This is a genomic window from Candidatus Baltobacteraceae bacterium (assembly GCA_036488875.1).
Taxonomy (GTDB): Bacteria; Vulcanimicrobiota; Vulcanimicrobiia; order Vulcanimicrobiales; family Vulcanimicrobiaceae; genus JAFAHZ01.
Map to the genome: position 1 here is coordinate 449389 of DASXGW010000001.1, position 25210 is coordinate 474598.

21 protein-coding genes and 6 tRNA genes are annotated in these 25210 nt (G+C 62.0%); 17 read left to right on the forward strand and 10 right to left on the reverse strand.

From position 1 onward, the window contains the following. From VGG89_01980 to VGG89_01990, 3 genes are read right to left on the reverse strand one after another with little or no spacing between them, the layout of a single operon-like run. Complete coding sequence (locus VGG89_01980) at positions 1-2766, reverse strand: TonB-dependent receptor (protein HEY1975301.1); 2766 nt, start codon at positions 2764-2766, stop codon at positions 1-3. Next, the gene (locus tag VGG89_01985; GenBank protein ID HEY1975302.1) at positions 2763-3500 is read right to left on the reverse strand and encodes a gamma-glutamyl-gamma-aminobutyrate hydrolase family protein; all 738 of its coding nucleotides are present in this window, start codon (positions 3498-3500) and stop codon (positions 2763-2765) included. Before VGG89_01985 ends, VGG89_01980 begins: the two co-directional genes overlap by 4 nt. A gap of 17 nt (positions 3501-3517) precedes the next feature. Next, positions 3518-5188 (reverse strand): LuxR C-terminal-related transcriptional regulator, encoded by a 1671-nt coding sequence (locus VGG89_01990; GenBank protein HEY1975303.1) that lies wholly within the window; start codon positions 5186-5188, stop codon positions 3518-3520. Positions 5189-5886: 698 nt separating this feature from the next. On the opposite strand from VGG89_01990, the gene VGG89_01995 reads away from it, so the two are divergent. Further along, complete coding sequence (locus tag VGG89_01995) at positions 5887-6336, forward strand: hypothetical protein (protein HEY1975304.1); 450 nt, start codon at positions 5887-5889, stop codon at positions 6334-6336. Here VGG89_01995 and VGG89_02000 read toward each other — a convergent pair. Further along, positions 6333-6569, reverse strand: coding sequence for a hypothetical protein (locus VGG89_02000; protein ID HEY1975305.1), 237 nt, complete (start codon positions 6567-6569; stop codon positions 6333-6335). The genes VGG89_01995 and VGG89_02000 overlap by 4 nt on opposite strands. Positions 6570-6704: 135 nt before the next feature. Beyond that, a tRNA-Val gene (locus VGG89_02005) sits at positions 6705-6779 on the reverse strand. 415 nt (positions 6780-7194) lie between these two features. Between VGG89_02005 and VGG89_02010 the strand changes: the two genes are divergently transcribed. Beyond that, the gene (locus VGG89_02010) at positions 7195-7386 is read left to right on the forward strand and encodes a hypothetical protein (protein HEY1975306.1); all 192 of its coding nucleotides are present in this window, start codon (positions 7195-7197) and stop codon (positions 7384-7386) included. Here the strand turns inward: VGG89_02010 and VGG89_02015 are convergent. Further along, the gene (locus tag VGG89_02015) at positions 7383-8768 is read right to left on the reverse strand and encodes a tetratricopeptide repeat protein (GenBank protein HEY1975307.1); all 1386 of its coding nucleotides are present in this window, start codon (positions 8766-8768) and stop codon (positions 7383-7385) included. The two genes, VGG89_02010 and VGG89_02015, sit on opposite strands and share 4 nt — an antisense overlap. Next, positions 8765-9196, reverse strand: coding sequence for a thioesterase family protein (locus VGG89_02020; protein HEY1975308.1), 432 nt, complete (start codon positions 9194-9196; stop codon positions 8765-8767). The genes VGG89_02015 and VGG89_02020 overlap by 4 nt, the downstream gene beginning before the upstream one ends. A 60-nt stretch (positions 9197-9256) precedes the next feature. On the opposite strand from VGG89_02020, the gene VGG89_02025 reads away from it, so the two are divergent. The 5 genes from VGG89_02025 (at position 9257) to VGG89_02045 (ending at position 11879) form a co-directional block, all read left to right on the forward strand. Further along, positions 9257-9331, forward strand: a tRNA-Val gene (locus VGG89_02025). Between the two features lie 75 nt (positions 9332-9406). Beyond that, the gene (locus VGG89_02030; protein ID HEY1975309.1) at positions 9407-10750 is read left to right on the forward strand and encodes an alkaline phosphatase family protein; all 1344 of its coding nucleotides are present in this window, start codon (positions 9407-9409) and stop codon (positions 10748-10750) included. 68 nt (positions 10751-10818) lie between these two features. Beyond that, positions 10819-10895: transfer RNA gene (locus VGG89_02035), tRNA-Asp, on the forward strand. 22 nt (positions 10896-10917) lie between these two features. Beyond that, positions 10918-10993: transfer RNA gene (locus tag VGG89_02040), tRNA-Phe, on the forward strand. Between the two features lie 52 nt (positions 10994-11045). After that, a complete protein-coding gene (locus VGG89_02045) occupies positions 11046-11879 on the forward strand; it encodes an ABC transporter substrate-binding protein (GenBank protein HEY1975310.1) in 834 nt (277 codons plus the stop codon). Between the two features lies 1 nt (position 11880). On the opposite strand, the gene VGG89_02050 is transcribed toward VGG89_02045, so the two are convergent. Then, on the reverse strand, positions 11881-12555 hold the full coding sequence (locus VGG89_02050) for a dienelactone hydrolase family protein (GenBank protein HEY1975311.1): 675 nt from the start codon (positions 12553-12555) through the stop codon (positions 11881-11883). Positions 12556-12609: 54 nt separating this feature from the next. Here VGG89_02050 and VGG89_02055 point away from each other — a divergent pair, with 54 nt between their 5' ends. Continuing rightward, positions 12610-13308: a hypothetical protein gene (locus VGG89_02055; protein ID HEY1975312.1), complete on the forward strand. Its 699-nt coding sequence runs from the start codon at positions 12610-12612 to the stop codon at positions 13306-13308. Here the strand turns inward: VGG89_02055 and VGG89_02060 are convergent. Next, on the reverse strand, positions 13279-14085 hold the full coding sequence (locus VGG89_02060) for a hypothetical protein (protein ID HEY1975313.1): 807 nt from the start codon (positions 14083-14085) through the stop codon (positions 13279-13281). The genes VGG89_02055 and VGG89_02060 overlap by 30 nt on opposite strands. Positions 14086-14096: 11 nt before the next feature. Further along, positions 14097-14786 (reverse strand): VC0807 family protein, encoded by a 690-nt coding sequence (locus VGG89_02065; GenBank protein ID HEY1975314.1) that lies wholly within the window; start codon positions 14784-14786, stop codon positions 14097-14099. A gap of 99 nt (positions 14787-14885) precedes the next feature. On the opposite strand from VGG89_02065, the gene VGG89_02070 reads away from it, so the two are divergent. The 9 genes from VGG89_02070 to VGG89_02110 all read left to right on the forward strand — a co-directional run bounded on the left by VGG89_02070 (position 14886) and on the right by VGG89_02110 (position 25208). After that, positions 14886-14959 (forward strand) — tRNA-Gly (locus VGG89_02070). A 1-nt stretch (position 14960) separates the two neighbouring features. After that, positions 14961-15035, forward strand: a tRNA-Cys gene (locus tag VGG89_02075). A gap of 19 nt (positions 15036-15054) precedes the next feature. Further along, on the forward strand, positions 15055-15993 hold the full coding sequence (locus VGG89_02080) for a 2-dehydropantoate 2-reductase (protein HEY1975315.1): 939 nt from the start codon (positions 15055-15057) through the stop codon (positions 15991-15993). Then, positions 15990-16451 carry a GNAT family N-acetyltransferase gene (locus tag VGG89_02085; protein ID HEY1975316.1) on the forward strand — a complete coding sequence of 154 codons (462 nt, stop codon included), beginning with the start codon at positions 15990-15992 and terminating at the stop codon, positions 16449-16451. The genes VGG89_02080 and VGG89_02085 overlap by 4 nt, the downstream gene beginning before the upstream one ends. Next, complete coding sequence (gene recG / locus VGG89_02090; protein HEY1975317.1) at positions 16448-18499, forward strand: ATP-dependent DNA helicase RecG; 2052 nt, start codon at positions 16448-16450, stop codon at positions 18497-18499. The genes VGG89_02085 and recG overlap by 4 nt, the downstream gene beginning before the upstream one ends. Before the next feature lie 13 nt (positions 18500-18512). Continuing rightward, positions 18513-21185: a pitrilysin family protein gene (locus VGG89_02095; GenBank protein HEY1975318.1), complete on the forward strand. Its 2673-nt coding sequence runs from the start codon at positions 18513-18515 to the stop codon at positions 21183-21185. Positions 21186-21285: 100 nt separating this feature from the next. Next, positions 21286-22785, forward strand: coding sequence for a peptide ABC transporter substrate-binding protein (locus tag VGG89_02100; GenBank protein HEY1975319.1), 1500 nt, complete (start codon positions 21286-21288; stop codon positions 22783-22785). A gap of 21 nt (positions 22786-22806) precedes the next feature. Further along, positions 22807-23511: an HAD family hydrolase gene (locus tag VGG89_02105; GenBank protein HEY1975320.1), complete on the forward strand. Its 705-nt coding sequence runs from the start codon at positions 22807-22809 to the stop codon at positions 23509-23511. After that, on the forward strand, positions 23496-25208 hold the full coding sequence (locus VGG89_02110) for a DUF885 domain-containing protein (protein ID HEY1975321.1): 1713 nt from the start codon (positions 23496-23498) through the stop codon (positions 25206-25208). Before VGG89_02105 ends, VGG89_02110 begins: the two co-directional genes overlap by 16 nt. Positions 25209-25210: the final 2 nt, after the last annotated feature.

Below are 25210 nucleotides of genomic sequence, written 5' to 3' on the forward strand. Positions count from 1 at the left end.
TTAGTACTTGAAGTTTGCGGTAACGGTGATATAGCGCGGCCCGTACGGTTGAATGACGGCGACTCCGGGATAGTATCCCGTCGAACCTTGAACCACCGGCGTGACGTATCCATAGTTTCCGAAGTTTTGGATACTTTGGTCGTAGGCCCCCGTGATGTTATTAAAGTTCACGAGCAGAGCGATGTTGTCGGTGAATGAGTACCCGGCGTGTGCATCGAGCACGACGAAGGCGTGTGGAATATTGTAGATGTTGTTGTTGCCGTAATAGGTGGGAGACAGATCGACGAACCTGCCCGGTTTCCAGCGCCAGCCAAGCGTCGCCGACGCGCCGGAATACGGCACCGTTGCGGAGTACGTGTTGCTGATGAAGTTCGCACCCGGAACCACGGATTGATTCGTGCACGCCTTCGTCGCCGCGCACGTGCCGTTATTGTAAAAGCCCGGGGGTACGCTCATCACGTAAGCGTGCGTCAATCCGAGCGTCGCGCGCCAATAATACCCGGACGGCACGTCGCGATTGACAGTGAGGTTGAGTCCTTCCATGCGACTCGTTCCCAGGTTCCCGTATTGGTTGATGAACAACGGCTGATTGTTGAGCGTCGACTGCGTGGTGCCGATGAAAAACTGACCGTAGAGATTCGTCCGATAGAGATCGATCGACGCGACGGTATTTCGTTCCAGGCGCGCGTCGGCGCCGACGTCGAACCCGAACGTTTCCTCAGGTTTCAGATTGAGATTTGCCGTCGTTTCGGTGCATTCGCCGCCACTGCACTCTAGTGCGTAGCCCGTCAGATTCGGCAGCGCCGGCAGCGCAAAGCCGCCTCCGGCCGACGCTCGAATGGCCACGTTCGGACCGGCGCGCCACACGACGCCCAACCGCGGTGCGTTGTAGCGAAACACCGAGTCGCTCCACTGAGATGGACTCGATGGCGTCGGAACGTGAAACGAGCCGATCGCAAAATACCACGAAAGTCCCACGGACAGTTTGTCGTTGATCTGCGAGTCGACGTGAAGGCGCGTCTCGTCCGTCGTCGACGATGCCGCGGTCGACTGGCTCAAGTTGACCAACGGCGTCTTATCGAGCGTTAGGCTCGCATTGTAGGGCGCGTTGTAGTACGACGTCGTATAGGAAAGGCCGGCGCTGGTCGAGATTCCTATCTGCGTCGCATAACTGAGCAGCAGGTCGCGGTTGTTCGTCCACCAGCTTTCTTGCGTGTTGAGGCTCGGAAACGTCACTTTTTCCAACGTGCCGTTGTACGCCGCAGGCGCGTACGACGAGGACGATCCGAGATCGGCAGTTCCCCAGAGGCGATACGTCCCGTTGGGGTAGGCTTCGGCGCCGTTAAGGTTATTGAACGAGTTGTATTGTAGTGCCGCCACGCGCAGCACGGCGCCGTTGACGAAAGCCGTCACTTTCTCTTCGAGGAGACTGCTGGATTGACTCACGACCTCCGGCGCGCTCTCCTGCGTGAGGAACGTATACGACGGCTGACCCACCGGACTCGGCGCGTAGCTTCCATGGTATCCGGTTCCCGGCGCGAACTCGACCGGGAAATAGCCTTGTTCGGAATACTGTCTTGACGTCGTGCCGGCATAGAATACTTCCGCCGTTATCGACCGTGCGACGTCGTACGAAAGCGCGAGGGCGCCGTTTTGCTGCGACCATGCCGTGGACTGCTGCACGCCTTGCATCAACAGCGAGCTCGTGACGGTACAGAAGCAGTTCGGCACGCCGTTGACGGTAGGGTTTTGGTTGGCGGGTGGCAATGCGACCGGCTTTCCGTCGATCGTTGCCAGCGCAAACGGTAATGCCGGGATGACCGCGCTGCTGCCCAACGGCCCGGGGCTGTCGTTGATGCCGTAGACGATCGTTGCAGAAAGCTTGCCGAAGTGGAAGCCGGCGCGGCTGTTCGAAATGATGCCGCCGTACGGATCGTTACTTACCGAGAGCTCGAAACGGTTTGTGGTGACTTGTCCGGGCGGATGGAGTACGAAGCTTCCGCCAATTGAATCCACGATGGACGGCGCATTAGCGCCGGGACCGCGCACGACGTCGGCCGTATCGAACGCGTCCATCGGCAAGTTGCTGAGGTCGAGGCCGCCGCCCGTATTTTCGATGAATCCGTTGCTCGATACACCCTGCAGCGGCATGCCGTCGAGCGTAGTCGACGTTTCGTACGGAAGCGCGCCGTTGAGCGAAAGAACGACCGGCATCTGAGGTGCCAGTCGCATCGTTCCGGCAAAGGCGCTTCCGCCCGCCGAGTAGCCCGACACGGCCACGCCCGGAATTTGTGCGAAGAGATTCGTCCACGTGCCGTAGCCTGAGAACGCGTAATCGCCCGGTGTAACCGACGCGATGCTCGACGAGCTCACGTTGATGTGCGCGCCGCTGCTTTGGGTCGAAACGCGCGCGATCGTTTTAATTGCCGAAGGCGGCTCGAACTGAATGGCAACGGTGATGTCGCCGTTAATCAGGACGTCTTGTCGCGTTGCAGTTCCCAGCGCCGACGTCACGACGATGCGGTATGTGCCCCACGGAACGTTGTTGAACGTAAAAATGCCGCGGTCGTTGCTGCTGGTCGAGAGTACGGTCGGTCCGCCGATTCGTACCTCGGCGCCGGGCACCGGCTTGCCGTCGCTTCGCGTTACGCTCCCCGTGACGTTCGCCGTATGCGCGGCTGACTGCTGGACGCCGGGCGATACTTGGGCCAGCACCACGCGCGTGCACAACAGAAACGCGACGGCGAGGGCGATCGTATTTCTCATGATGACTCCAAAGCGGCGCTAACTAGCGAAGAATAGATTCGTTGCGAGGCAGGCGTATCCGGCAACGATTCGGGGTGCCACTGGACGCCTAAAAAATAAAAGTCTCGCACCTTGAGCTCGATGGCTTCGATCACGTCGTCGGGTGTCGCGCCGACGGCAGCGAGTGGCGGTGCGAGCGCGCGAATGGCTTGATGGTGCAGCGAGTTCGTCCAGATCGATGATTGACCGGTAACCTCGCGCAGCAGCGATTTTGGCTTTACGGCAACGCGGTGCGTCCCCACGGTGGCGGGCTCGTTGAGTTCGCGCACCTGATGATGCTTGATCTGGTATCGCGGGCCGAGTTCGGACGCCAAATCTTCGATGAGCGTTCCGCCGAAGGCGATGTTCGCGAGTTGCATGCCTCGGCAAACGCATAGCGTCGGCTTTCGTTCGGCAAATACGCGCCAGAGTAACGCCATTTCGCCGGCATCGCGAACGGGATCCACGCGATTGTCGGCAAGATCCGATCGCCCGCCGTAAAGGCCGGGCGCGACGTCGCCTCCTCCGCTAAACAGTAAGCCGTCGAACTGCGTGCGATCTAACGCCGACGCGGTGGCTTTGCCGCGCGGTAGAATCACCGCGTTTGCTCCGGCCGATTCGAGCAGTCTCTTGTGCCTGGCAACCTCATATTGAGCAAGATCCTCCTCGTCGATCGACTCCAATGGACTAGTGATGCCGATGGTAGGCCGACCCATACGAGAAGCGTAGAAAATCAGACTAGAGGTGTCATCCTGGAATCCCCAACCGAAAGCGAATCGGTGAGCTGGTGGCGCGAGCGAATTCCGAGCCGGTTCATGATCGACGTCATATGCGATTCAACGGTGTGCTCGCTGATCGCGAGTTCGCGCGCGATCGCACGATTGGTGAGGCCTTTGAGAACGAGGTGCGCGACCTCTTCCTCGCGTCTCGTCAAAGTCGTCATATCCCCGAGCAACGTGCGGAAGGCGGATCGTTTCAACGACGATTTATCTTTCGTCGCGTGCGCGCGCCAGCCGATGGTGCCGAAGTCGCGCGCCGCTTTCGTTTGCTTGCCTTCGAACGCGAGAAGGTAAGCTGCGGCAACGCGGCCGTTCGGAAGCTTCGCGCGTGCCACGAGCAAGGTTCGCGCGCGCTTCCGATCGGCTTCCGTTCCGTATCGTGACGCATCCAAAAGTAAGTCCCACGCGTGATCTGCGTTAAGCAGTGAAGCGACGCCGCGGTGGAGTAACGCTTTGGCTGCATCGTCTTCATCGCGCGCGAGATGCCAGCGGACGGTTGCGGAGAGCAGCGGCCCAATGCGACCCGGTTCTCCGGACTGCAGTGCGTAATCGACGGCGCGCTCGTTGGTACAGCGTCGCCGCAGCCCCTCGTCGTCGAGGACGTAACTGAGCTTCAGACCAACGGTCGCGAGCAGCACGACGACGCAAGGCGTTGCAATGTCGAGTGCGAGTGCGTCGAGAAGCAGGTCTCGTGCGTGGTCGTATTGCTCGAGTTCTAAAAGCAGGTCGGCGTAACGAAGCGAGAGATAAGCCACGCGCCACGCGATGTGCCGGTCGCGCGCGACGAAGAGCGCCTGTTCGCGACAGAGCTGCCCGGTTGCAATGTCGCCGAGCGCAATCGCCCAACTGCCGTAGTCGTCCCAGATCGACGTGATCTGATAGCCGTCCGGCAGGGCTTTGGCTGCGGTGACGGCCTCTTCGAAATGCGCGTACGCCTCGGTTCGGCTGCCTTTTGCGGCGTACAAGATGGCGCGCTGCGTCAAGCTCACGGCACGCGTTTCGGGCAGATCGCTGCGGAGAACGTTTCCCGCGCGCTCGAAAAACGGTTCGGCCGCTTCATGCCGGCCGAGCAGAATCAGATAGTGCGCCATTGCAAGGTTCGCACGCTCGGAAAACGCGTGGCTGTTGGCCAGCGTCGCGAGTTGAATTGCCTCGCTAATGAGCGGCAACGCGGAGACTGTGTCGGCGTTAAGCCAATATTGACGCGATAACCGCAACAGTAACGTGCCGGCGGTTTCGGCATTCCGGGCAGTGACGCCGGCTGCGCGATAACCGTTGAGCGCGCGCTCGAACCATACGCGCGCGTTTTCCGGTTCGCGGCCGAAGAAGAGCGTGCCGGCGTACTTCTGTGAAAGACGAAGTTCGTCGTCAACGTGGATCGCCGCCGACTTGAGTGCTTCGTCGTAACGGAGGAGTGCTTCGGGGTAGTCATATCGCCCGCACGCGAAGTCGCCCGCGGATTCGTGAAACGCGAGTCTGCGTCGGTGCTCGACGGTCGCCGATTTCCGGAGGCGCGACGCGCGTACGCGAAGCTTGGCCGCATCGTTGCAAGCCTTGCAAACCGTCTGTCCGGCACGCGCCGGCGCTTTAAAGCAGACGATGCAGATGCCCCGCTCTCGTGCCACCTGTCTGCGCCTCACGAAGCGATTAGTGCCGTGCTGTAACATTCCTCTGTGTTACAGATACGCGGGCGAGCGCTCCAAGTCCCGCATTATTACGCTGCGTCGTGACGGCGCTGAATGGACGTGGGCGCAAAGTCCCGCTGGGGACACCGGTCACTAAGCCTAGTCGCGCCGAGCGGCGCCGTGGATCCGGCGGCTTGGGTCGAGATAACTCCAGCGATCGCGGCGTGGGTGCCAAGATGGAACTGAGCCGTTGCAGTCTAAACCAAAACTGGCCGAGTTTGATAGAAAAAGTTTGCTCTCCACAATGCGGGAAGCAAAACATTTCTTCAAGGAGACCTACGCAAATAATCTTTCAATGACTCTACAGCGGCTCGTCAAGAGTGCGAAGTTACGGTCCCTGGGGAGCGAGCGATATGCCCTGTCTCACGACACAATCCAGGAGTTAAACGAAGCGCGTTGCTTAAGGACATTGATCTCAAGAACGTCATTCACGCGAAGGGCCTTTCCCAGACTGATGCCCTACTGCTAATATTCGCTGCAGACGACCCCGGTCCGAAGAAGGTAGACGTATCATTACACTTGGGATCTCGGCAGGTCAACGCAAGATACGGAAGTGGAATATCTCGGCGCGACTCGCGGCGTCCGCCGGCCGTGAGTACGTAGCGAAAAAGCCTGGGATAAGTTTCGGCGCTTCGCCAATGAAGAAGACCGCATTGAATCTCGGAAAACACGTCGCAAAAATCGGGGACCCGCAGAGCCGAGAATTCCTCGAAGAAGCGATAGACAGCCTCGATCATGGACAGAGACGAGCGGCTGTAGTGCTGTCGTGGGTTGGCGCTGTCGCTCTCATACAGGATTACGTTGTGGCTAACCACCTAGTAGATTTCAATGCCGAGGCGACAAAGCGCAACCTTAAATGGAAGGCGGCGATAACGGCCGATGACATTTCGTCGCGCATGGATGAGTACGACTTCTTGCAGATTTGTGCGGCGATTTCCGTTTTGAGCAAGAGCGTTAAAAACCGACTTGAGCAGGCGCTAAAGTTGCGAAACGGAGCCGGTCATCCGAATCGGCTAGCCGTTGGAGAGTTTGAGGCCGCTGCGCACGTCGAATCACTCGTCAAGAACGTGTTTGAGAAGTTTGCCTAGTTAGGCTCATCGTCGCTAGTCGCGACCTGTTGCCAACGCCCGTCGGGTGTGTAGAACACGCGCTTGCCGCCGATAGTGGCTTCAAGGCTTGGGTCGTGGTCGAGATATTCTAGTAGGTGCTTGGCGAACCAGCGTTCCTCGCCAAGATCCTTGAAGAAGATGTTCTCCGCGTAATCTTCGTAGAGCTCCCCAATTACGGATGCGCCGCTAGAGACGGAGTGGTAAAAGCCCACACTTCGCCGATCTTGTGGGCGAATCCGAGTCGTTCAGTTTCCGGCGATACCCTAATACGGACAAGTTGCATCGGTAATCCGTGTTTCGATAAAAAAGAAGAAAAAGAACCCCGATCCGTTCGGAGTTCTCTAAAATGGTGGGCGGTATAAGGATTGAACTTATGACCTCTTCCGTGTCAAGGAAGCGCTCTCCCACTGAGCTAACCGCCCGCACCGGCCAAACCCCCGGAGTATAGCGACCCGGGGCCCGGGGCGTCAAACGGTTGTACGGGCTCGGCCCCAAGACCTTCAGGACCTTGCGATGCGCCTGCCCTTCGACTTCGCGCCTGCGGCGCTACGCTCAGGATGACATGCTGTTGACACGTTTGACATCGTCATTTGCGCGTGATACATTCATTCGAACCTAAACGTTACTACGCAACCCGAACTGCGAAAGGAGGCACGATGACTACGAATCTGTGGAATCCTATTCTCGCGCCGCAATGCGGTGGCGGGTCGATGCTTTCTGGGCCTTCGCGTGGTGGACCGACGTAGTCATTCGTCGTTTTCGACCGCTTCGAAAGGCCTCCAGGATCGACCCGGAGGCTTTTTCATTTCACTTTTCACTTCGATAACGAGGCGAATCATGGACCTTTGGTTTGAAACCGAGATCCGGATGCGCCGTGACGACGCCTTCAAGTCCGCCGAACGCAGCCGGCTCATACGCCTTGCGGAAAGTGGACGAAGTACGAGCGTACGCACGCGCATCGCCAACAGCGCTCAAGCGATGAGCGACGCGTTGGCCGCGTTGGCACGAACGTTGCGCGCGCAAGCCTAAAGATCGCCGATCGACAGCGTCGTATCGGCCCCCGCCCAGGCGGCGTCAAAGCGCGAACGCGCTTGCGCCGCCTCGGCGGTCTTCCCTTGCGCGGCGAGCGCCTGCGCCAAACCGAACAGCGCGCGCGGATCGTTGGGATAGCGCGCGAGGCAATCGTCGAACGCGGCAATCGCTTCGGGATACCGCTGCGTTCGCAATAGATATCCCCCCAGCGCCTCGCCGGCCGGCACGAACGGGATGATCTCCGCGTAGAAGTCGGCGCGCTGATTGTCGCGAGCCCGATCCAGCCACGCCCGCGCGTCGCGATCGTTCCCCTCGGCCTCGGCCAGCCGCGCAAAGAAGAGCTGCGGAATATAGCCGCGCGTCGGCGTGCCGTATTGCTTGCGGGTCGCCGCTTCGGCCGCTTTCGCATCGGCTAAACGGCCGAGGTGGATTGCGGCCGCGCCGGCGATCCACTGGCCGGAGAGCTCGTCCGATCCTGCAGCCGCCGCATCGGCATAGCGTCCGAAGCGCAGCGCCGTCAACGCCGCGAACTTTGCGCCGACCAGGCCATTGAGACGATTGGCCCAACGCGTCGCGGTCGCGTAGTTGCCTAACATCATCGCGGCCTCGTAACCCACGGAGATGTCGTGCGATGCGTACCGTTGCTGACTCAGGTCGCGGTGGCCGGCCGCATCGAGCTGCAGCAGCATCTGATACGCGCGCTCGCTCGAGGCCAACGCTTTGGCATAGTCGCCGCTCTCGATCCAAAAGTGTGCGGGCATGTGCGCTAAATGCTCGGCCTCGGGCGGAAGGGCCATCGTATCGAGACGCTGCGCGCACGGCAGCGCCGGCGAACGATCGGACAGGTTGTCGTAGGCATGGATGCACAGGTGATTGGCCATTGCGTTGTTGGGAAACCGGGCGAGAACGCCGTCGATCAGTGCGATCGTGCGCTTTGTGGCCTCCCCGTGCTCGAGCAGCGCTTCGGCCGCTAACAGCTGCGCGTTCGGATCGTTTGGAGAAGAAGAGGCCAGCGCGACCATCGCTTGGCGGTAAGCGGCGTCGTCGCTCGTCCAGTTGTCCCACGTGCCGGCATACCGCAGGCTCATCGCGTCGATATACGGACGCTCCGCCGGCGTCGCGTTCGCTGCGAGCGCTTGCGCGCGCTCGATGGCTGCTTTGCCGCGAGCGAAGTTTTCGGCGGTCATCGGCGTGTTGAGGTCGGGGCCGTACGCTAGCGCCTCGCCCCAGTAGGCCAGGGGCGGCGTCGGCGTCTGCTCGGCCGCCTTGGCGAAGGCCGCCACGGACGCGTCGCGCGCGTACGCGTAATAGAGGAAGACGCCGTGCGCGATAGAGGTCTGCGTCGTGACGACGGCTGCCAACGCCGCGGCGAGTATCACGTGAAGAAGCGCTGGGGCCCGGCCTCGTAGGCCGCGATGGCGTCGCGCCACTCTTGCGGCACGGCGATGGTTTTCTGAGCGACGAAGTCGTAGGCGACGACGGTCGTGGTCCCCTGGGCCGCGCGGTGATTTTCGGTCTCGCTCCAGATTTCGTACTCGAAATCCCAAGATTTCGTGCCGATCCGCGGAATCCGAATGCCGATCGCGATCTGTTCACGATAGCGCAGCTGGCGCTCGTACGTGAAGTGAATGTTGGCCTGGATGATGCCGCGATCGCCGTTGATCGGCACGTTCATCACCTGCGCGAAATACTCCGACCGCATCATTTCGCACCAGCGAATGTAGGCGACGTTGTTCACGTGCTGCATCATGTCGATGTCCGCAAACGGCACCGTGAACTGCGAGACGAGCGGATATCCCTCGAGCATGCATCGCCGCTTCGCGCCGGAAGGGTGGAGAGCCCGCCGCCTCCAAAAGACCGCATCCGAGGGCGCGTAGCTCAGTGGGAGAGCATCCGCTTCACACGCGGGGGGTCGTTGGTTCAATCCCAACCGTGCCCACCATCTTCGTCGGAGGTCCCCCTTTGGCGGGGGCCTTCGACTCTAACCATCAGTATCAGCGACGGCTAGCCTGTTCTCATGCGGCAGTCGATCTTGGCGCTGCCGGTGCTAGCGGTTTTAACGGCCTGCGCCGGTGCGTCCAACACGGTCCCTTCCTCGACGTCGAAGCTTTCGGCGAGTGATTTCGCCGGTGTTTCAGTGCGCAAATACATCAAGCACGTCGTCATCATCGTTCAAGAGAACCGCAGTTTCGATAACATCTTCGCGAACTTCCCCGGTGCCGAATCGAAGAGCTACGGTTACATGAGCACGGGCACGCGCGTCTCACTGCAGCCGATTCCGTTCGAAAAGAAATACATCGATCATTACTATCGCGACGCCGTGCACGATTACGACGGCGGCAAGATGGACGGATTCGACTTGCAGGGCGGCTTGACGGGTGTTATCGGCGCTTATGCGTATTCATATCTCGACCGCCCGCAGGTCGAACCGTACTGGAGGATGGCAAAGCGCTACGTCCTGGCGGATCACATGTTTCCGACGATGATGGGCCCGAGCTTCACCGCGCACCTCACGCTCATCGCGGGAACCGCGGATCTCAATCCGACGCTTTCCGAAATAGACGTGCCCAGCAACACGCCGTGGGGCTGCGATGCTCCTAACGGAACCAAGACGGCGACCTTGAGCGCGAGCGGGGCAACCGAAGAAGGCGCTCCGTATGCGCCGTGCTTTCAGCAGTTCAACACGATGGCCGCGACGCTCGACGCCAAGGGCGTTTCGTGGAAGTACTACGCGCCGCAGATCGGTCAACCGGGTGGAAGCACGTGGTCGTCGTTCGACGCCATCCAGTCGGTGCGTTACAGCAGCGACTGGACATCGAACGTCGTTTCGCCGCCGACAAGGATCTTGACCGACGCCGCTCGAGGACAGCTTCCGAGCGTTTCGTGGGTGATCCCTGACGCGCTGTGGTCAGACCATCCCGATCAGGGCACCGATTACGGACCGTCCTGGGTGGCGTCGGTCGTGAACGCCGTGGGGGAATCGAAGGACTGGAACTCGTCGGCGATTATCGTCGTTTGGGACGACTGGGGAGGGTTCTACGACGATCTGCCGCCGCCGCAACTCGATTTTCGTGGGTTGGGGATCCGCGTTCCCTGCTTGATCATCTCGCCGTACGTGACACCGCACGTGGAGCACACGCAATACGAGTTCAGCAGCGTCTTGAAGTTCGTCGAGCAGGTCTTCGGGTTGCCGGCGCTGGGCCCGCAGTCGGCCGGCTACACCGACACGCGCGCGACAAGTTTGGCAGGCAGCTTCGATTTTGGTATGAGCCCGCGGAGATTCCGTAAAATCAAGGCTAAGTATCCCCCGTCGTTCTTCCTCCAGCACGCTCCCTCGTTGCTGCTGCCTGACGACGAGTAAGGGCGCGGGCAGGTGGTCATGGCCGAGACTGCTAAATAGCGGTCCCGGTCAGCGCGCCAAGGTGGCTTGGCGCTGTAGCTCAGTTGGTTAGAGCGCCGCCCTGTCACGGCGGAGGTCGTGGGTTCGAGCCCCATCAGCGTCGCCATTCCCCTTGGCGCGCACCATGTGCCAAGGTAGCTCAGTTGGTAGAGCACGCGCCTGAAAAGTGCGGTGTCGCGAGTTCGATTCTCGCCCTTGGCACCACCCCCTCGGTGGAAAGCAGGCAGCCTCACCGCGGACCGATAAAAACCGCAGGATGCGCTTTCGCCTTATCGTCGCCGGGCTGTTGTGTGCCATTTTCGTCGCCCCATTGTCGCTCGTCGCCGGCGCGCCGGCCGCAACGTTGTCCGTGGGCTCGGACGTTTCGGGCGCGCCGTTTGAATATTTCCAAGGGAACTCGAAGCAGCCGCTCGGGTTCGACATCGACTTGCTCAACGCGATGTCCGCGAAGATGGGACGTCAACCGGCGGTGACCAACCATCAGTTCGACGATTTGCTCAAAGCCGTGCAGCGCGGACAGTACGAAGCGGCGATGTCGGCGATCTCCGATAACAGCGCGCGCGAAAAACTCGTCAACTTTCTCGACTATTTCCTGGCCGGCGGCGGTTTGATGGTTCAGCAGGGTAATCCGCTGCACGTCTTCGGCATCGACGGACTCTGCGGGTACAGCGTAACGGTCGAAAGCGGCACCTCGTACGAAACCGATCTCGAAAAGCAATCGGACAAATGCAAAGCCGTCGGACTCGGCGGCGTTAAAGTGCTGACGTATAAAACCGACGACGACGCGTTCGCCGCATTTGCCTCAGGGAAAGCGCCGGCGTACGTTGCGGATTATCCCGTCGGCGTTTGGCGCGCTCGCTCGGCCGGTGCCGCCAAAGGCTACGAGGTCGTCGGGCGGCAGTTCGACGTCGTTCCCTACGGCATCGCGGTCGCCAAGCAGAATACCGCGCTGCTGACGCAGCTCCAGCAGGCGCTAGTGTCCGTGGTGGCGGACGGAACCTACGATCGTCTGATCAAGAAATGGGGCCTCTCTCAAGGCGCGATGCGCGTGGCCCCGGTAAACGCCGGCAAGAAGTTCGAACAGAAATAAGCTACGCCAAGTTCTTTTCAAAGAATCCGACGCTGCGGCGCCAGGCCGTTTCGGCGTGCTCGGGGTGATGGTTGCCGATGCCGCCCGGATTGTAAAACGCGTGCTTGGCGTCGTAGCGATAAAACTCGTACGGCGCGCCTTTGGCCTGCAGCTTGCGTTCGAGCTCGTCGACGCCTTCGATCGTGAAGAACTCGTCGTGTTTGGCCCAGTGCCCTTGCAGCGGGATGCCGATTTTCGACGGGTCGCCGGCTTCGGGCGGCGGATACCCGTACCACACGACTGCCGCGTCGAACTCCGGATCGTTCATCGAGGCGAGCATGGCGAGCGCTCCGCCCATGCAAAACCCGGTAATGCCGATTTTTTTCGCGCCCAGATCGCGTAGGTAACGCGCCGCGCCGCGCGCATCTTCGGTCGCGGCATCGCCGAAGTTCAGGCCGCCCATCAGATGGCCCGCCTCTTCGCGGCTTTCCGCGACGCGACCGCGATACAGATCGGGTACGAGCACGCGAAAACCGTGTTGCGCTAAACGGTCGGCCGTTTCTTTAATCTGATCGTTGAGGCCCCACCACTCTTCGAACATCACGACGCCGGGCGCGCCGTCGGCACGTTCGGGCTCGGCGAGATAACCGGGTGCTTTCGCACCATCGGGACGTGTGAAGTCGACCATCTTACCCATCACCATTACCTCCGCATAAAGTAATCGACGTGAAACCGGGCGAACCTCGCGTTCATGGAGAGCGGACAAAAGACCTACGTCGAGCACGAACCGCGCTGGCACGCGTCCCTTGCCGTCATTGCCGCACTCATCCTCTACATTACCCTGCCGCCGAAGCTCACCGTCGGTCCCGTCTGGGCGGCACCGCTCGCCGTTCTCGCTATTCTTATACCACTGTCGATTCTGGCGCCGCGGCGGCATCGCGAAACGCGCCGCATGCGTTTTTGGGGAATTCTGCTGATCGCGATCGTCAACTTTTTCAATATCGCATCGGTGGTCATGCTCATCAACGGATTCTTTCATCCGTCGCGCACCGCCGAACTGCAGTCGGCCGCAACGCTGCTTCGGCACGGCCTGCAGATCTGGTTCACGAACATCTTGGTTTTCGGGCTGTGGTTCTGGGAGCTCGACGGCGACGGCCCGGACGCACGCGCGCACGCCAACGCGGCGACGGAGTTCAAGAACGCCGATTTTCTGTTTCCGCAGATGGGGATGGCCATGCAGGGCCAGCCGTGTTTGCCATGCGTCAACCCGACGTGGAAGCCGCAGTTCTTCGACTATCTCTACGTCGCGTTCACCAATTCGACCGCGTTTAGCCCGGCCGACGTCATGCCGCTCAGCCTCTGGGCCAAGTCGCTGATGATGCTCGAAGCGCTCATCTCGCTAGTCACCGTTGCCATCGTGCTAGCGCGTTCCGTGAGTATGATCCAGTAAGTCGGCGGCCATGATGGTCCGCAGCTGCGTGAACGGAAACGGTTGGATCTGTCCGTCGCCGCGGAACGGATAGTCGAACTCGGCGGTGACGACGAAGAGCGTCGCGATCACCGCCATGAGTCCGGTGGTCATGAACACGTGAAGCCAGCGCTTACGCACGCGAAACAGATAGCAGAACACGATCGTGATCGCGGCGATGAAGAAGTTTCCGGCCCAAAAGAGCATCGGGATGCCTTCTTCGTTATCGAAGAGGCGCGTGCGGCGCCCGTCCATGATCGCGTTTGCGAGCGCCAGATCGCTCTGCTGAAGCGCTTGCTGCGCGGCGGTTTTCGGTTCGTACCGCGCCACGATCTCCAGAATGTGCAGCGCGGCTTGCAGCGCTTGCGGACTGCTTTGGCCGCGGCGCATCGCGGGCCATTCCGTGCCGATGACGACGTCGACGTAGGTCCGGCACGCCGACCGCAGCTGCGTCGCGGTCGCCGGCGGAAAGTACGCCGCCGAATGGTAGAGGTCGCCGACGGAGGAGGCTTCCTGCGCGACGGTTGCGGCCGCCCCATCGTACTCTTGCCAGTTGCCGATCAGCAAGAACGAGAGAACGACGGCGAGGATCGTTCCGATCGTGCCGATGATCGGGCCGGCCACGTCGTTGTGCGCGAGCTCGTCGTTCTGTGGAACGACGCGCTGGAACACGAACAGGCCGGCGGCCGAAGCGACGGTCAGCGCGACCAAAACGACGACAAAGAAGAGCCACGCCGGAAGGGCATAGATCCAGGTCATACGTCCCTATATTAGCGCAGAGCGCGCGAAATCGCTCCGCTGAGCCAAATCGCGGTCGCGACGCCGGCCAGCAGCATGAGCGTCGTGTAGATGACCGGCGAGACCGAGACCACCAGGCCCACGTTCATGGTGAGCGCCATGAAGGCGCGCAGAACGAGCTCGCCGAGCAGCACCACGCCCCACGCGAGCGTCACGACTCTTATGCCGTGCCGAAAGTACGCGGTGCGCCAAAGCACCTCAAAATGTTCTTCGGGAAGCGCGTCGTTTGCCGTGAGGACCTCGCGAATCACGTAATAGCCGATGGGTCGCCGCATCAGAAACGGCGAGACGAGCAGCACGAGTCCCAACAGGCCGCTCACGAACGACTCCCGGATGAGCAGCAGCCGTTGCGTTCCACCGAACAGCGCCGGAATGAGGCCGCCCATCATGCCGAGCAAAATCAGCAATCCGACGATGTCGACGGTTTTGCGGCGTACTAAGTTGACGACGTTGGAAACGGTCGGGACGAGCGATGCGCCCAGGATCGGCCAGATGCTGGTGCTCGGGTAGAACCGCGCCAGTGCGTAGTACACGATCGTCGTTCCGCCCACGTCGATCGCGAGGGTCGGCAGCAGTGCGCGAAAGCTCTCCCATAGGAAGCGCATGGGCGTTTCCTCGGGGGCAGGGCGTTCCTCGGTCGCGACTTGCCGATCTGGCTGCACCGGTCATCTCTACCCAAGCCGGGAAGGGTAGGGGAGGCGGTGAAACCTCCGCCTGCTCAAGGGTTTCTTTCAAGGGCGGTGGTACTGACGAATCCGCGCGCGGGTATGATGTAATGGTAGCCTGCGACCTTCCCAAGGTTGATGCGTGGGTTCGATTCCCACTACCCGCTCCAGGGCGACGTAGCCAAGTGGTAAGGCAGGGCTCTGCAAAAGCCCCATTCGGCAGTTCAAATCTGCCCGTCGCCTCCAAACTCTCTTCGGAAAGCCCATGCGCGTAGCCGTCGTGGGCGCCGGAGCGATCGGCGGGTTCATCGCCGCGGCGCTCGACCGGTCGGGCGTTGACGTAGCGGTGGTCGCGCGCGGCGAGCATCTGACTGCGATCCAGCGCGACGGCCTTGTCGTCGACAGCGATTTCGGTACGCTCCACGCGCCCGTCGATGCGGCGGCCGATCTGCGCGAACTCGGCGACTTCGACGCGCTGCTGCTCACGTTCAAAGCGCATCAATGGTCCGAACTGCTCCCGCAGCTCGAACCGTTTTCCCAAACCGATACGACGATCGTCACCTTACAGAACGGATTGCCGTTTTGGTACGTCCGCGACGAACCGCTAGCCAGCGTCGATCCAGGCGGGCGCATCGCGCGTCTCTTTCCCGACGAGCAAGTAGTCGCCGGCGTCGTCCACGTTTCGGGACACCTCGCGTCACCCGGAAGGATCGTGCAAAGCGGCGGGACTCGATACGTGCTCGGGCCGCCCAACGGCGGCAGCAACGTGCGCAGCGCGAGGCTCGTGGAGCTGTTTACCGCCGCGGGACTTTCGCCCGAAGCCGACGCGAACGTTCGCGCCACCGTATGGCTCAAGCTGGTCAATAACGCCGGGCTCAATGCCGTCAGCGTGTTGCGGCGCATGACGATCGCTCCGATGCTCGCCGACGCCGGCGCGCGCGCAGACGTGCGCGCGCTCATGACCGAAGCACTGCACGTCGGGCAAGCGCTGGGCGTGGTCGCCGACGTCGACATCGACGCGCGCATCGCTTACGCCGCGCGGCTCGCCGACGTGAAGACCTCCATGCTGCAAGACTACGAACGCGGCCGTCCGCTCGAGCTCGAGCCGATTTTGGGCGCGGTGCTCGAGCTGGCCACACGCTTGGACGTCGCCGTCCCGCACGTCCGCAGCGCCTACGACGCGCTGCTGGCCGGCGCTCGATGATGGACGGCGTCGTCATTCGTCCGGCGGGGCTGGCCGAGATCGGCGTTGCGGCCGAGCTGCGCGCCATGATGGCGCGCGAGATGGACGGCGATTGGGATGCCGAGCATCCCGGATGGCGCGACGGTTTCGTGCAGTTTTTTCACGATAAGCAGGCCGGCGGCGACGCACAGCTCTTTTACGCCGATCGCGACGGCGAGACCGTCGGCATGGCGGCGTTTTCGGTGCTCGACGAATATCGCGCGAAAGCGTTCGGCACGCCGCGCGGCTGGGTGAACTCGGTGTACGTCGTTCCGTCGTTGCGCCGCCGCGGCATCGCCAAGGAACTCATGCTCGCGGGCCTCGAGTGGATGCGCCGGCGCGGCTGCGTGATGGCTCGTTTGCGTACGAGCAGCCAAGGACAGCCGCTCTACGAGATGCTGGGTTTCGTTACGGGCAGAGAGATGGAACTCGATCTGTGAGCGATATCGGCCGGCTCTCGGGCGTCGGCGCGAAGACGGCGCCGCTGTTTCGCGATCTCGGCATCGGTACGGCGCAGGCGCTGCTCGAGTATTTGCCGTTCCGATACGACGATCTGCGCTTTCCGACGCCGGCGGCGCTGCTCGGCCAAAACGGCGGCGAAGAAAACGCGGTCGGAACCGTCACGGGCGTGAAAGAGCGCCGCGTGCGCGGTATGGAAATCGTCGAAGTTCGCCTGGTCGACGATGCCGGAACGCCGTTCGGGGCGAAGTGGATCGGACGCAACCGCTACGTGTACGGACGCTTTCACGAAGGGATGCGCCTGTTCGTGCGCGGGCGCGTGGATCGGTCGTTTGCGGGTGCGTCGGTCAACGTCACGCAGTACGCGCAGCTCGGTCCGGGCGAAAGCTATCGCGGCGAGATGATTCCGGTTTATCGCGCGAGCAAGGAACTCGCGACGCGTAAAATCGCGGCCGTGGTGAAGAAGAACCTTCCGCAGCTGCTCGAGCTGGCGCCGGACGACCCGCTGCCTTCGGCCATCGCGCGGCGGCGGAAATATCCCAACCTGCGCGACGCCTACCGGAGCGTGCACGCGCCGAAGGACCCCGACGAAGCGCAGCGCGCGCGCGAGCGTTTCATTTTTGCCGAGTTTCTTACGCTCGCGGCGGCGGCGCAGCTGCGTCGTGCCGATCGCGAGCGCGATCACCGCGCCCGCGCGCTGCGCGTTCCGGCCAATCTCCTCGACGAGTTTCAGAGCGGACTTCCGTTTCCGCTAACGGGCGCGCAGCGCCGGGCGATTGCCGAGATCTGGGACGACATGACGCGCGACGTGCCGATGAACCGGCTGCTCCAAGGTGACGTCGGAAGCGGCAAGACGCTCGTCGCGGCCGCCGCGGTGCTGCTCGCCGCGCGCAACGGCATGCAATCGGCGCTGATGGCGCCCACCGAGATTCTCGCAGCGCAGCACGCGTCGAAACTCGCGCCGCTGCTGCTGCCGTTCGGGATTGCGCTCGAAGCCGTGTTCGGCAGTCAGAGCGCACGCTCGCGCACGGCCGCCGTCGAGAAACTCGCCAGCGGCCAGGCGTCGGTGGCGGTGGGAACGCACGCGTTATTAACCGAGGGCGTCGATTTCGATCGTCTCGGTTTGGCGATCATCGACGAGCAGCATCGTTTCGGCGTCGAGCAGCGCGCGCGGCTGCGCGCCAAGGGAACGTCGCCGCACACGCTGCACATGACCGCCACGCCGATTCCGCGGACGCTGGCGCAGTCGGTCTACGCCGACCTCGATCTGTCGATCATCGACGAACTGCCGCCGGGGCGCACGCCGATCGAGACGTTTGCCGTGCGCGAAAGCCGCCTCGCTCGCGTCTACGACTTCGTTTCGCGCAACGTCGAGCTGGGCCATCAGGCGTACATCGTCGCTCCCGCGATCGAGGAAGGCGAGACCGAGCTGACCAGCGCCGTCACCGAGTTCGAACGGCTGCGCAGCGACGTCTTTCCGGCGTTGCGCTTGGGGCTGCTGCACGGCCGGCTATCGAGCCGCGAAAAGGACGACGTCATGCAGCGCTTCGTACGCGGCGAGCTCGACGTTCTCGTCTCGACGACGGTCATCGAGGTCGGCGTCGACGTCCCCAACGCGAGCGTCATGGTCGTGCGTGACGCGCAGCATTACGGCTTGGCGCAGCTGCACCAGTTGCGCGGACGCGTCGGACGCGGTGCCGCGAAGTCGTATTGCCTTCTGGTGTATCCGGATTCCGCCGAAGAGACGGAGAGGCTAGAAATTCTCACGCGCTCGACCGACGGTTTTGCGATCGCCGAAGACGATCTACGGATTCGGGGTCCCGGCGAGTTCGCGGGCACGGCGCAATCCGGCGGTAACGAGCTGCGGTTCGGCGATTTGGTGCGCGACATCGACGTCTACCGCGCCGCGAGAGGAGAAGCTGAAACGATCGTGAGCCGCGATCCGGAACTCACGCACCCCGAACACGCCGGACTACGGGCGCTGCTCGAACGTCAGCCGAGCACGCGGGCTTTGCTGGTATCGTCCTAGAATAGGGCGGCCCATGCGTTATTTCAGCTCTGCGTCCACGGTCTTTTTCTCCGCGCTCGCCGCGGTTTTTTTAGGTCTCGGCAACCTTCCCGCACGAGCCGAAACCACCGCCACGCGCGCCACGCTGGCCAACGGCCTGCAGGTCATCGTCGTACGGGACACGCTCGCGCCGGTCGTTACCACGATGCTCAATTATAAAGTGGGGTCCGACGAACAGTGGGTCGACGGTCTAGCCCACGCCACCGAGCACATGATGTTTCGCGGCAGCCAGACGATGTCGGGATCGCTGCTCAACGATATCATGAGCGTTACCGGCGGCGACTTCGATGCGGACACGCAGAGCACGGTGACGCAATACTTCTTTACCGTTCCGTCGCAGTATCTCGACGTCGCTCTGCGGGTGGAACGCTCGCGCGCGAGCGGCCTGCTCATGGCCCAGGATCAATGGAATCAGGAGCGCGGCCCGATCACGCAAGAGGTGACGCAGGATAACAGCAACGCCTTCTACCGGCTCTTCGTGAAGATGCAAGACCGGCTCATCGGCGGCACGCCGTACGCGAAGAATGGTTTGGGAACGGTCGAGGGATTCGCAAAAAACGTCAACAGCACGCAACTGCTGAAGTTCTATCGCACGTGGTACCATCCCAATAACGCCGTCTACGTCATCGCCGGCGACGTGGATCCGCAGGCGACGATCGCCAGCGTCAAGGCGCTCTTCGGCGACATTCCCTCCGCTAAGCTGCCGGCACGCGCACCGGTGCGTTTGCGGCCGCTGCGTCCCGGCACCGTCTATCACGATGTGTCGGATCAACCGTTTACCGGCATCCTGCTGGGATATCGCTTCCCAGGGTACGATAGTCCCGATTATGCGGCGTCGCAAATTCTCAGCGACGTTCTTTCCAGTCAGCGCAGCGAATTTGGCGCGATGGCGTACACCGGTAAAGCCCTCGGCACTCAGTTCTTCGTGCAGACCTTTCCGAAGACGGCCGTTGGAATTGCGTTTGCGGCGGTTCCCGTAGGGACGCCGCCCGATTCAACCGATCGCGACGTGCGAGCGATTTTCGACGCGTACCGTCGCAACGGCGTGCCGGCGGATTTAGTAGAAGCTGCGAAGTTGCGCGAAATCTCGCAGCTGGAGTTCAATGCGAACTCGATTCAGGGGCTTGCCGACGAATGGAGCGAGGCGGTCGCCGTGCAGGGCTTGAGCTCGCCCGACGACATGATCGCACATTTTAGAGCGGTGACGGCGGCCGACGTCAACCGAGTCTTGCGGACGTACATGAACCCCTCCACCGTGGTCGCGGCCTATGCGGTTCCGAAAAACTCCGGCGCGATGAGTTCGGGCAGTTCGGAGATGGCCAAGGAGAACAACTCGATCCCGCCCAGCAAGCACGAGCCGCTGCCGTCCTGGGCACAAGCGGTCCTCGATAAACTGCAAGTGCCGCAGCAGACGCTGTCGCCCACCGACACGACGCTCGCCAACGGCATTCGCTTGATCGTTCAACCCGAACACGTCACGCATACGGTCGTCGTTACGGGTGAGATCGAAAACAACGAGCAGGTGCAGACTCCGGCGGGTAAAGAGGGTGTTGCGGACATCACCAGCGCGTTGTTCCCTTTCGGTACGACCACCTACGGTCGCGTAGCGTTCCAAACCGAGCTCGACAAGATCGCCGCGTCGACGAACGCTGGGACGAGCTTCGACTTGCAGGTGCTGTCGCCGGACTTCGATCGCGGGGTGGCTCTGCTTGCCGACGAGGAACTGCATCCGGCCTTCGATCCACGAGCGTTCGCGATCGTCCAACAGCAGACCGTCGGAGGATTGCGCGGCGAGGTGACGTCGCCCGATCATCTGGCCGAAGTGGCGATGAACAAAGCGCTATATCCGCTCGGAGACCCGCTTCAGCGATTCGCTACGCCGGAAACGGCTGCCGGCGTGACGCTGCAAGACGTCAAGGACTGGTACGCGTCGGCGTATCGCCCCGATCTGACGACGATCGTCGTTATCGGCGATACAACTCCCGAAGCCGCTAAAGCGGCGATCGAAAAGTACTTCGGCGGTTGGACGGCGAGCGGCCCCAAACCCAACGTGTATCCGCCGCCGGTTCCGCTTAACGCGCCGAGTGCCGTGACCGTTCCGGCAACCGGACGAGTTCAATCGTCGGTCGAACTCGCAGAAACGGTCGGCGTGCTCCGAACGGATCCGGATTGGGCCCCGATGCAAGTTGCAAACGCCGTGCTGACCGGCGGATTCTATTCGTCGCTGCTGTACCACGATTTGCGCGAGGTGCACGGCTATGCTTACTCCGTATCCAGCGGTCTCAACGCCGGCAAAGTGCGATCCGCGTTCTCGGTCTCATACGCCTGCGATCCGCAAAACATCGTACCCGCGCAAGCGCAAGTCGTTGCCGTGCTCAAACAGCTCCAGGCGCAGCCGATCGAAAGCGATCGTCTATTGCGCTCGAAGGCGCTGCTCATGGGCGATATTCCCATTCGTGAAGGCAGCTACGGCGGCGTGTCGCGTCAGTTGCTCAACTACGCAACGCGCGGGCTTCCGCTGGATCAGAACATGATCGACGCTCGCGCGGAGTTGGCGACGACGCCCGCCCAAATCGAAGCGGCGATGGTGAAATACGTGCGACCGGACGGCTTCGTGCGCGTCGTCACCGGCCCTGGGCCAAAATAATGGGATAACGAGGGCCGCGCTCGCCGTTACGGCGTGCGCGGCGGTCCTCGCAACCGGATGCACGCGCGTAACGAGCGGCGGCGCGCATAATTCCTGGACGGTGCCCGGCACGTTGCGCATCGCGACGCGCCAAGATCCCGAAAATCTCAACAGCCTGCTCGGTACCCAAGACGTCGACGAAGCGATTGCGGCTTTTTGGGGCGCGTTTCTGTTTCGCTGGAACGATCGCAACGCACTCGTCCCCGAGCTGGCGACCGCGGTACCGACGCTCGCCAACGGCGGCATCAGCCGCGACGGTCTCAGGATCGTCTATCATCTGCGGCGCGGTGTGAAGTGGCAAGACGGCGTTGCGTTCACGTCGCGGGACGTCGTTTTTACGTGGAAAGCGATCATGAATCCGCGCAACCTCGTGGTGAGCCGTCATACGTACGACGTCGTTGCGCGCATCGATAGGCGCGACGATGCAACATTGGTCGTGCATCTCAAGCACCGCTTCGCGCCGTTCGTCACGCAGTTTTTCGGTCCGTCGAATCCGCCGTCGATCGTGCTGCCGGAACATCTGCTCGGGCGGCTTCCCGACTTCAATCACGCCGACTACAATAGCCGGCCCGTCGGAACGGGTCCGTTTCGCATCGTTTCGTACGAAAAGGGACAGCGCTTGGTGATGGTTGCTAACGACGGATATTGGCGCGGTCCGCCCAAGCTGCGGCGCATCGAGTTTCTCTTCGTTCCCAGCGACAACACGATGCTGACCATGCTCGAGACGCATCAGATCGACTTTTATTTCCGCGCGTCGGAGACGCTGATCGCTTCGCTGCGCGGGATCCCCGGCACAAAGGTGGTGCTCACGCCGCGCGACCGGCTGGCCGACGTCGGGCTCAACGCCGCTAATCCGGCACTCGCCGACGTGCGCGTTCGCCGGGCCCTGGCGTATGCGATCGACCGCAGAGCCCTCATCGATAAAGTCATGCACGGGGTCGCGTTCGAAGGATGGAGCAATCACGCCCCGTTTTCCAACGTGTACGCCTCCGGCGTGAAGCGCTACCCTTACGACCCCGCGCGCGCGAACGCACTACTCGGGGAGGCGCGCATCGCGCGGCCGCTGCATCTGACCTTGGTCAGCTTCACGGGATCCACGACGATCGCCGCGGCCGAGGCGCTGATACAGGCGCAATGGGCGAAAGTCGGCGTCGACGCGGCGATCAAAAACTTTCCCTCCGGCGAGCTGTACGCAACGCTCGCTCAAGGCGGCATCGAGCAGTCGGGCAAGTTCGACGCGGTCATCGAGAACTGGAGCAACGGAGCCGATCCGGACGACTCGGTTCTACTGATGTGTTCGATGGCGCCGCCGGCCGGCTGGAACATCTACCATTTTTGCGATCCGCAACTGGACGCGGCCGAGCGCGCGGCACTCGAATCGAGCGATCCCCAGCACCGGCGAGCGGCGTACGCAACGATTCAGCGCATCGTCGCGGACCGGTTGCCGTTTATCGTCTTATGGTACGAAATGCAGATCGACGTCATCAACTCGGATTTGCGGGGCTACCGGCCGTCGCATAGCATCACGCCGATTTGGAACGTCTGGGAATGGTCGATTTAGCGAAGCGTCGAACGGCGCGGCATGGATCGTAACGCCGTAGCCGGTATCGGTTTCGACCTCGATCACACGCTCGCGATCGACAATAAGCTCGAGCGCGTCGCGTTCCTTCGGCTCCTCGAGGAGATCGAACGTGACACGGGACGCGTTCCCGCTAACCTCGACGACGAGATCGCCCGAATCGACGAGCTGCTCGCGTGGCAGCGTAAAGGGCCGGCATCGATCGAAGACGCGGTCACGCGCTTCGCGCGCGACCGGGGAGTCGAACCAAAAGCCTCGTACGTCGAGAGCTTTCGCACGATGGCCGTGGAGATGGTCGACGATTTCGTGATTCCGATCCCGGGCGTGAAGCGCATGCTGGCCGCGTTGAAGGAGCGCGGGATCGCCGTCGCGGTGCTGAGCAACGGCTGGAATCCGCTGCAGGTTCGCAAGGCGCAGCGTGCGGGGTTCGAAGGCCCGGTGCTCGCCAGCGCCGACATCGGTCAACAAAAACCCGGCGCCCGCGCGTTCGAAGTGCTGCTGAGCGCACTCGGAACGCGTCCGCAGAACACGTGGTTCGTCGGCGACGATCCGTACAGCGACGTCGACGGCTCCCGTTCGGCCGGTCTTCACGCCGTCTGGTTCGACTGGGAGAAGAAACCGTTCCCGCCGGAACTGCTGCCGCCGCCGTATACCATTCACTCGCTCGACGAACTGCTCGAGGTATTGCCGACATGGTCCATGCATTAGCTTTGCTGATCGCCGTGGCGTCGCCCGCGCCGAGCGATTACGACGCCAAACTTCAAGCCCTCGAGCGCCGCTACACCGAATGGTCGCTAAAAGCGAGCCCCACCGGCGCGACCGATGCCGGCATCCACACGTACGATACGAAACTTTCCGACTTTTCGCCGCAAGCCCAAACCGCGGAGATGCAGCAGTTGCACGCGTTTCGCGACGAGCTCGCGCAGCTGCAGCCGTCCGCCGGCGCAAGCCGCCACGACTTTGTCGACTACCTGCTCGTGCGGTCCGATTTAGAAGCCGATTGGTGGGGTCGTACGGTCCTTCGCGGGCTCGAGCGCAACCCGAGCATTTACGAAGGCGAATGCAGTAACGGTATCTTTTCGTTGATCAAAAAACCGTTTGCGAGCGACGAGGTTCGCGTGCACGACGCGATCGCGCGCTTACGCGCGTGTCCGGGCGTACTCGAACAAAGCAAGGCGAATCTCACCGACACCGTTAGGGAGTTCGCGGTCGCGGCATCCGAAGACATCGCCCAAGGCGACGCGCTCTACACGACGAGCCTCGACGCCCTCGCGCACGACGTCTCGCCGCAAACGCGCGCCGACCTTCGCGCCGCGCAGAAGACCGCGCTGACCGCGCTTCACGCGTATGGAAAGTGGCTCGACTCGAACAAGAACTCGTTCCACGAGGGCGGCTACTCGGTCGGAAAGGATCAATACAACTTCTTCCTGCGGCGCGTGCTGCTGCTGCCGTTCGATTCGGATGAAGTCGCCGCGATCGGCCGGCTCGATTTGCCGCGCGACCGCGCGCTGGCCGTTTGGGAAGAGAATCGCGACCGGTACGTCCGCGGTCCGACCGTGCGGCAGCCGGCGTTTACCTCGACGGCGCAGTTTCTCGCGTACTTCGAAAAGTCGATGACGCAGCTCACGTCGTTCTTGAAGACGCATCAAATCGTCGACGTGCCGCCCTACATCGGGCCGTTCCACATCGTTCCGTTGCCTAAGGCCCTCGAAGCCGTCAACACCGGCGGCTTCATGAATCCGCCCGGCATGTTCGACAAGGATCCCGAGGGCTTCTATTTCGTGCCGGAATACAATCCGCACAACACGCTGTTCTTCGCGCAGCAGGCGCGCGAGTCGGTGCTTCCGCTGCTCGGACACGAGGGTATTCCGGGACACTTCATGCAGTTTACGTACGCGTACCACAACCCCGACTACATCCGGCACGTGCACCAAGATAGCGTCTTTGCCGAAGGTTGGGCGCTCTTCGGCGAGGAGATGCTGCTGCGCACGGGGCTGTACGACGACAATCCCTCGGCGCGCAAGCAAGTGATCGCGCTGATGCGCTACCGGGCGACGCGGATCGGCGTCGACGTGGGTCTGGCGACCGGGACCTTTACCTTGCCGCAGGCCATTGCGTACTTTCAAGAGACAGCCGGAATCGACAAGGCGACCGCCTACGGGGAATCCACCCGAGCGGCGATGGGGCCTGGGCAGTTGATAGATTACCTGGTGGGGAAGACGCAGATCGAAGCGCTCTCGGGATTGGTCCGCGACCGGGAAGGATCGGCGTTCACGCTCCGCCGATTCAACGACCGGTTGCTGTCGTACGGTACGGTTCCGCTCTCGACGATTCGCTACGAATGGCTTGACGACGACACGTGGCTCAAGCCGGTGGTCGAGCCCCTCGCACCGCAGGAGTTTTAAAC

Coding starts and splice junctions, on each gene's coding strand:
- VGG89_02055 (HEY1975312.1), top strand. CDS start 12,610: ATGGAGAGCGGACAAAAGACCTACGTCGAGCACGAACCGCGCTGGCAC.
- VGG89_02010 (HEY1975306.1), top strand. CDS start 7,195: ATGGACCTTTGGTTTGAAACCGAGATCCGGATGCGCCGTGACGACGCC.
- VGG89_01985 (HEY1975302.1), bottom strand. CDS start 3,500: ATGGGTCGGCCTACCATCGGCATCACTAGTCCATTGGAGTCGATCGAC.
- VGG89_02045 (HEY1975310.1), top strand. CDS start 11,046: ATGCGCTTTCGCCTTATCGTCGCCGGGCTGTTGTGTGCCATTTTCGTC.
- VGG89_02080 (HEY1975315.1), top strand. CDS start 15,055: ATGCGCGTAGCCGTCGTGGGCGCCGGAGCGATCGGCGGGTTCATCGCC.
- VGG89_02050 (HEY1975311.1), bottom strand. CDS start 12,555: ATGGGTAAGATGGTCGACTTCACACGTCCCGATGGTGCGAAAGCACCC.
- VGG89_02095 (HEY1975318.1), top strand. CDS start 18,513: ATGCGTTATTTCAGCTCTGCGTCCACGGTCTTTTTCTCCGCGCTCGCC.
- VGG89_02085 (HEY1975316.1), top strand. CDS start 15,990: ATGATGGACGGCGTCGTCATTCGTCCGGCGGGGCTGGCCGAGATCGGC.
- VGG89_02105 (HEY1975320.1), top strand. CDS start 22,807: ATGGATCGTAACGCCGTAGCCGGTATCGGTTTCGACCTCGATCACACG.
- VGG89_01980 (HEY1975301.1), bottom strand. CDS start 2,766: ATGAGAAATACGATCGCCCTCGCCGTCGCGTTTCTGTTGTGCACGCGC.
- VGG89_01995 (HEY1975304.1), top strand. CDS start 5,887: ATGAAGAAGACCGCATTGAATCTCGGAAAACACGTCGCAAAAATCGGG.
- VGG89_02020 (HEY1975308.1), bottom strand. CDS start 9,196: ATGCTCGAGGGATATCCGCTCGTCTCGCAGTTCACGGTGCCGTTTGCG.
- VGG89_02030 (HEY1975309.1), top strand. CDS start 9,407: ATGCGGCAGTCGATCTTGGCGCTGCCGGTGCTAGCGGTTTTAACGGCC.
- VGG89_02060 (HEY1975313.1), bottom strand. CDS start 14,085: ATGACCTGGATCTATGCCCTTCCGGCGTGGCTCTTCTTTGTCGTCGTT.
- VGG89_02110 (HEY1975321.1), top strand. CDS start 23,496: ATGGTCCATGCATTAGCTTTGCTGATCGCCGTGGCGTCGCCCGCGCCG.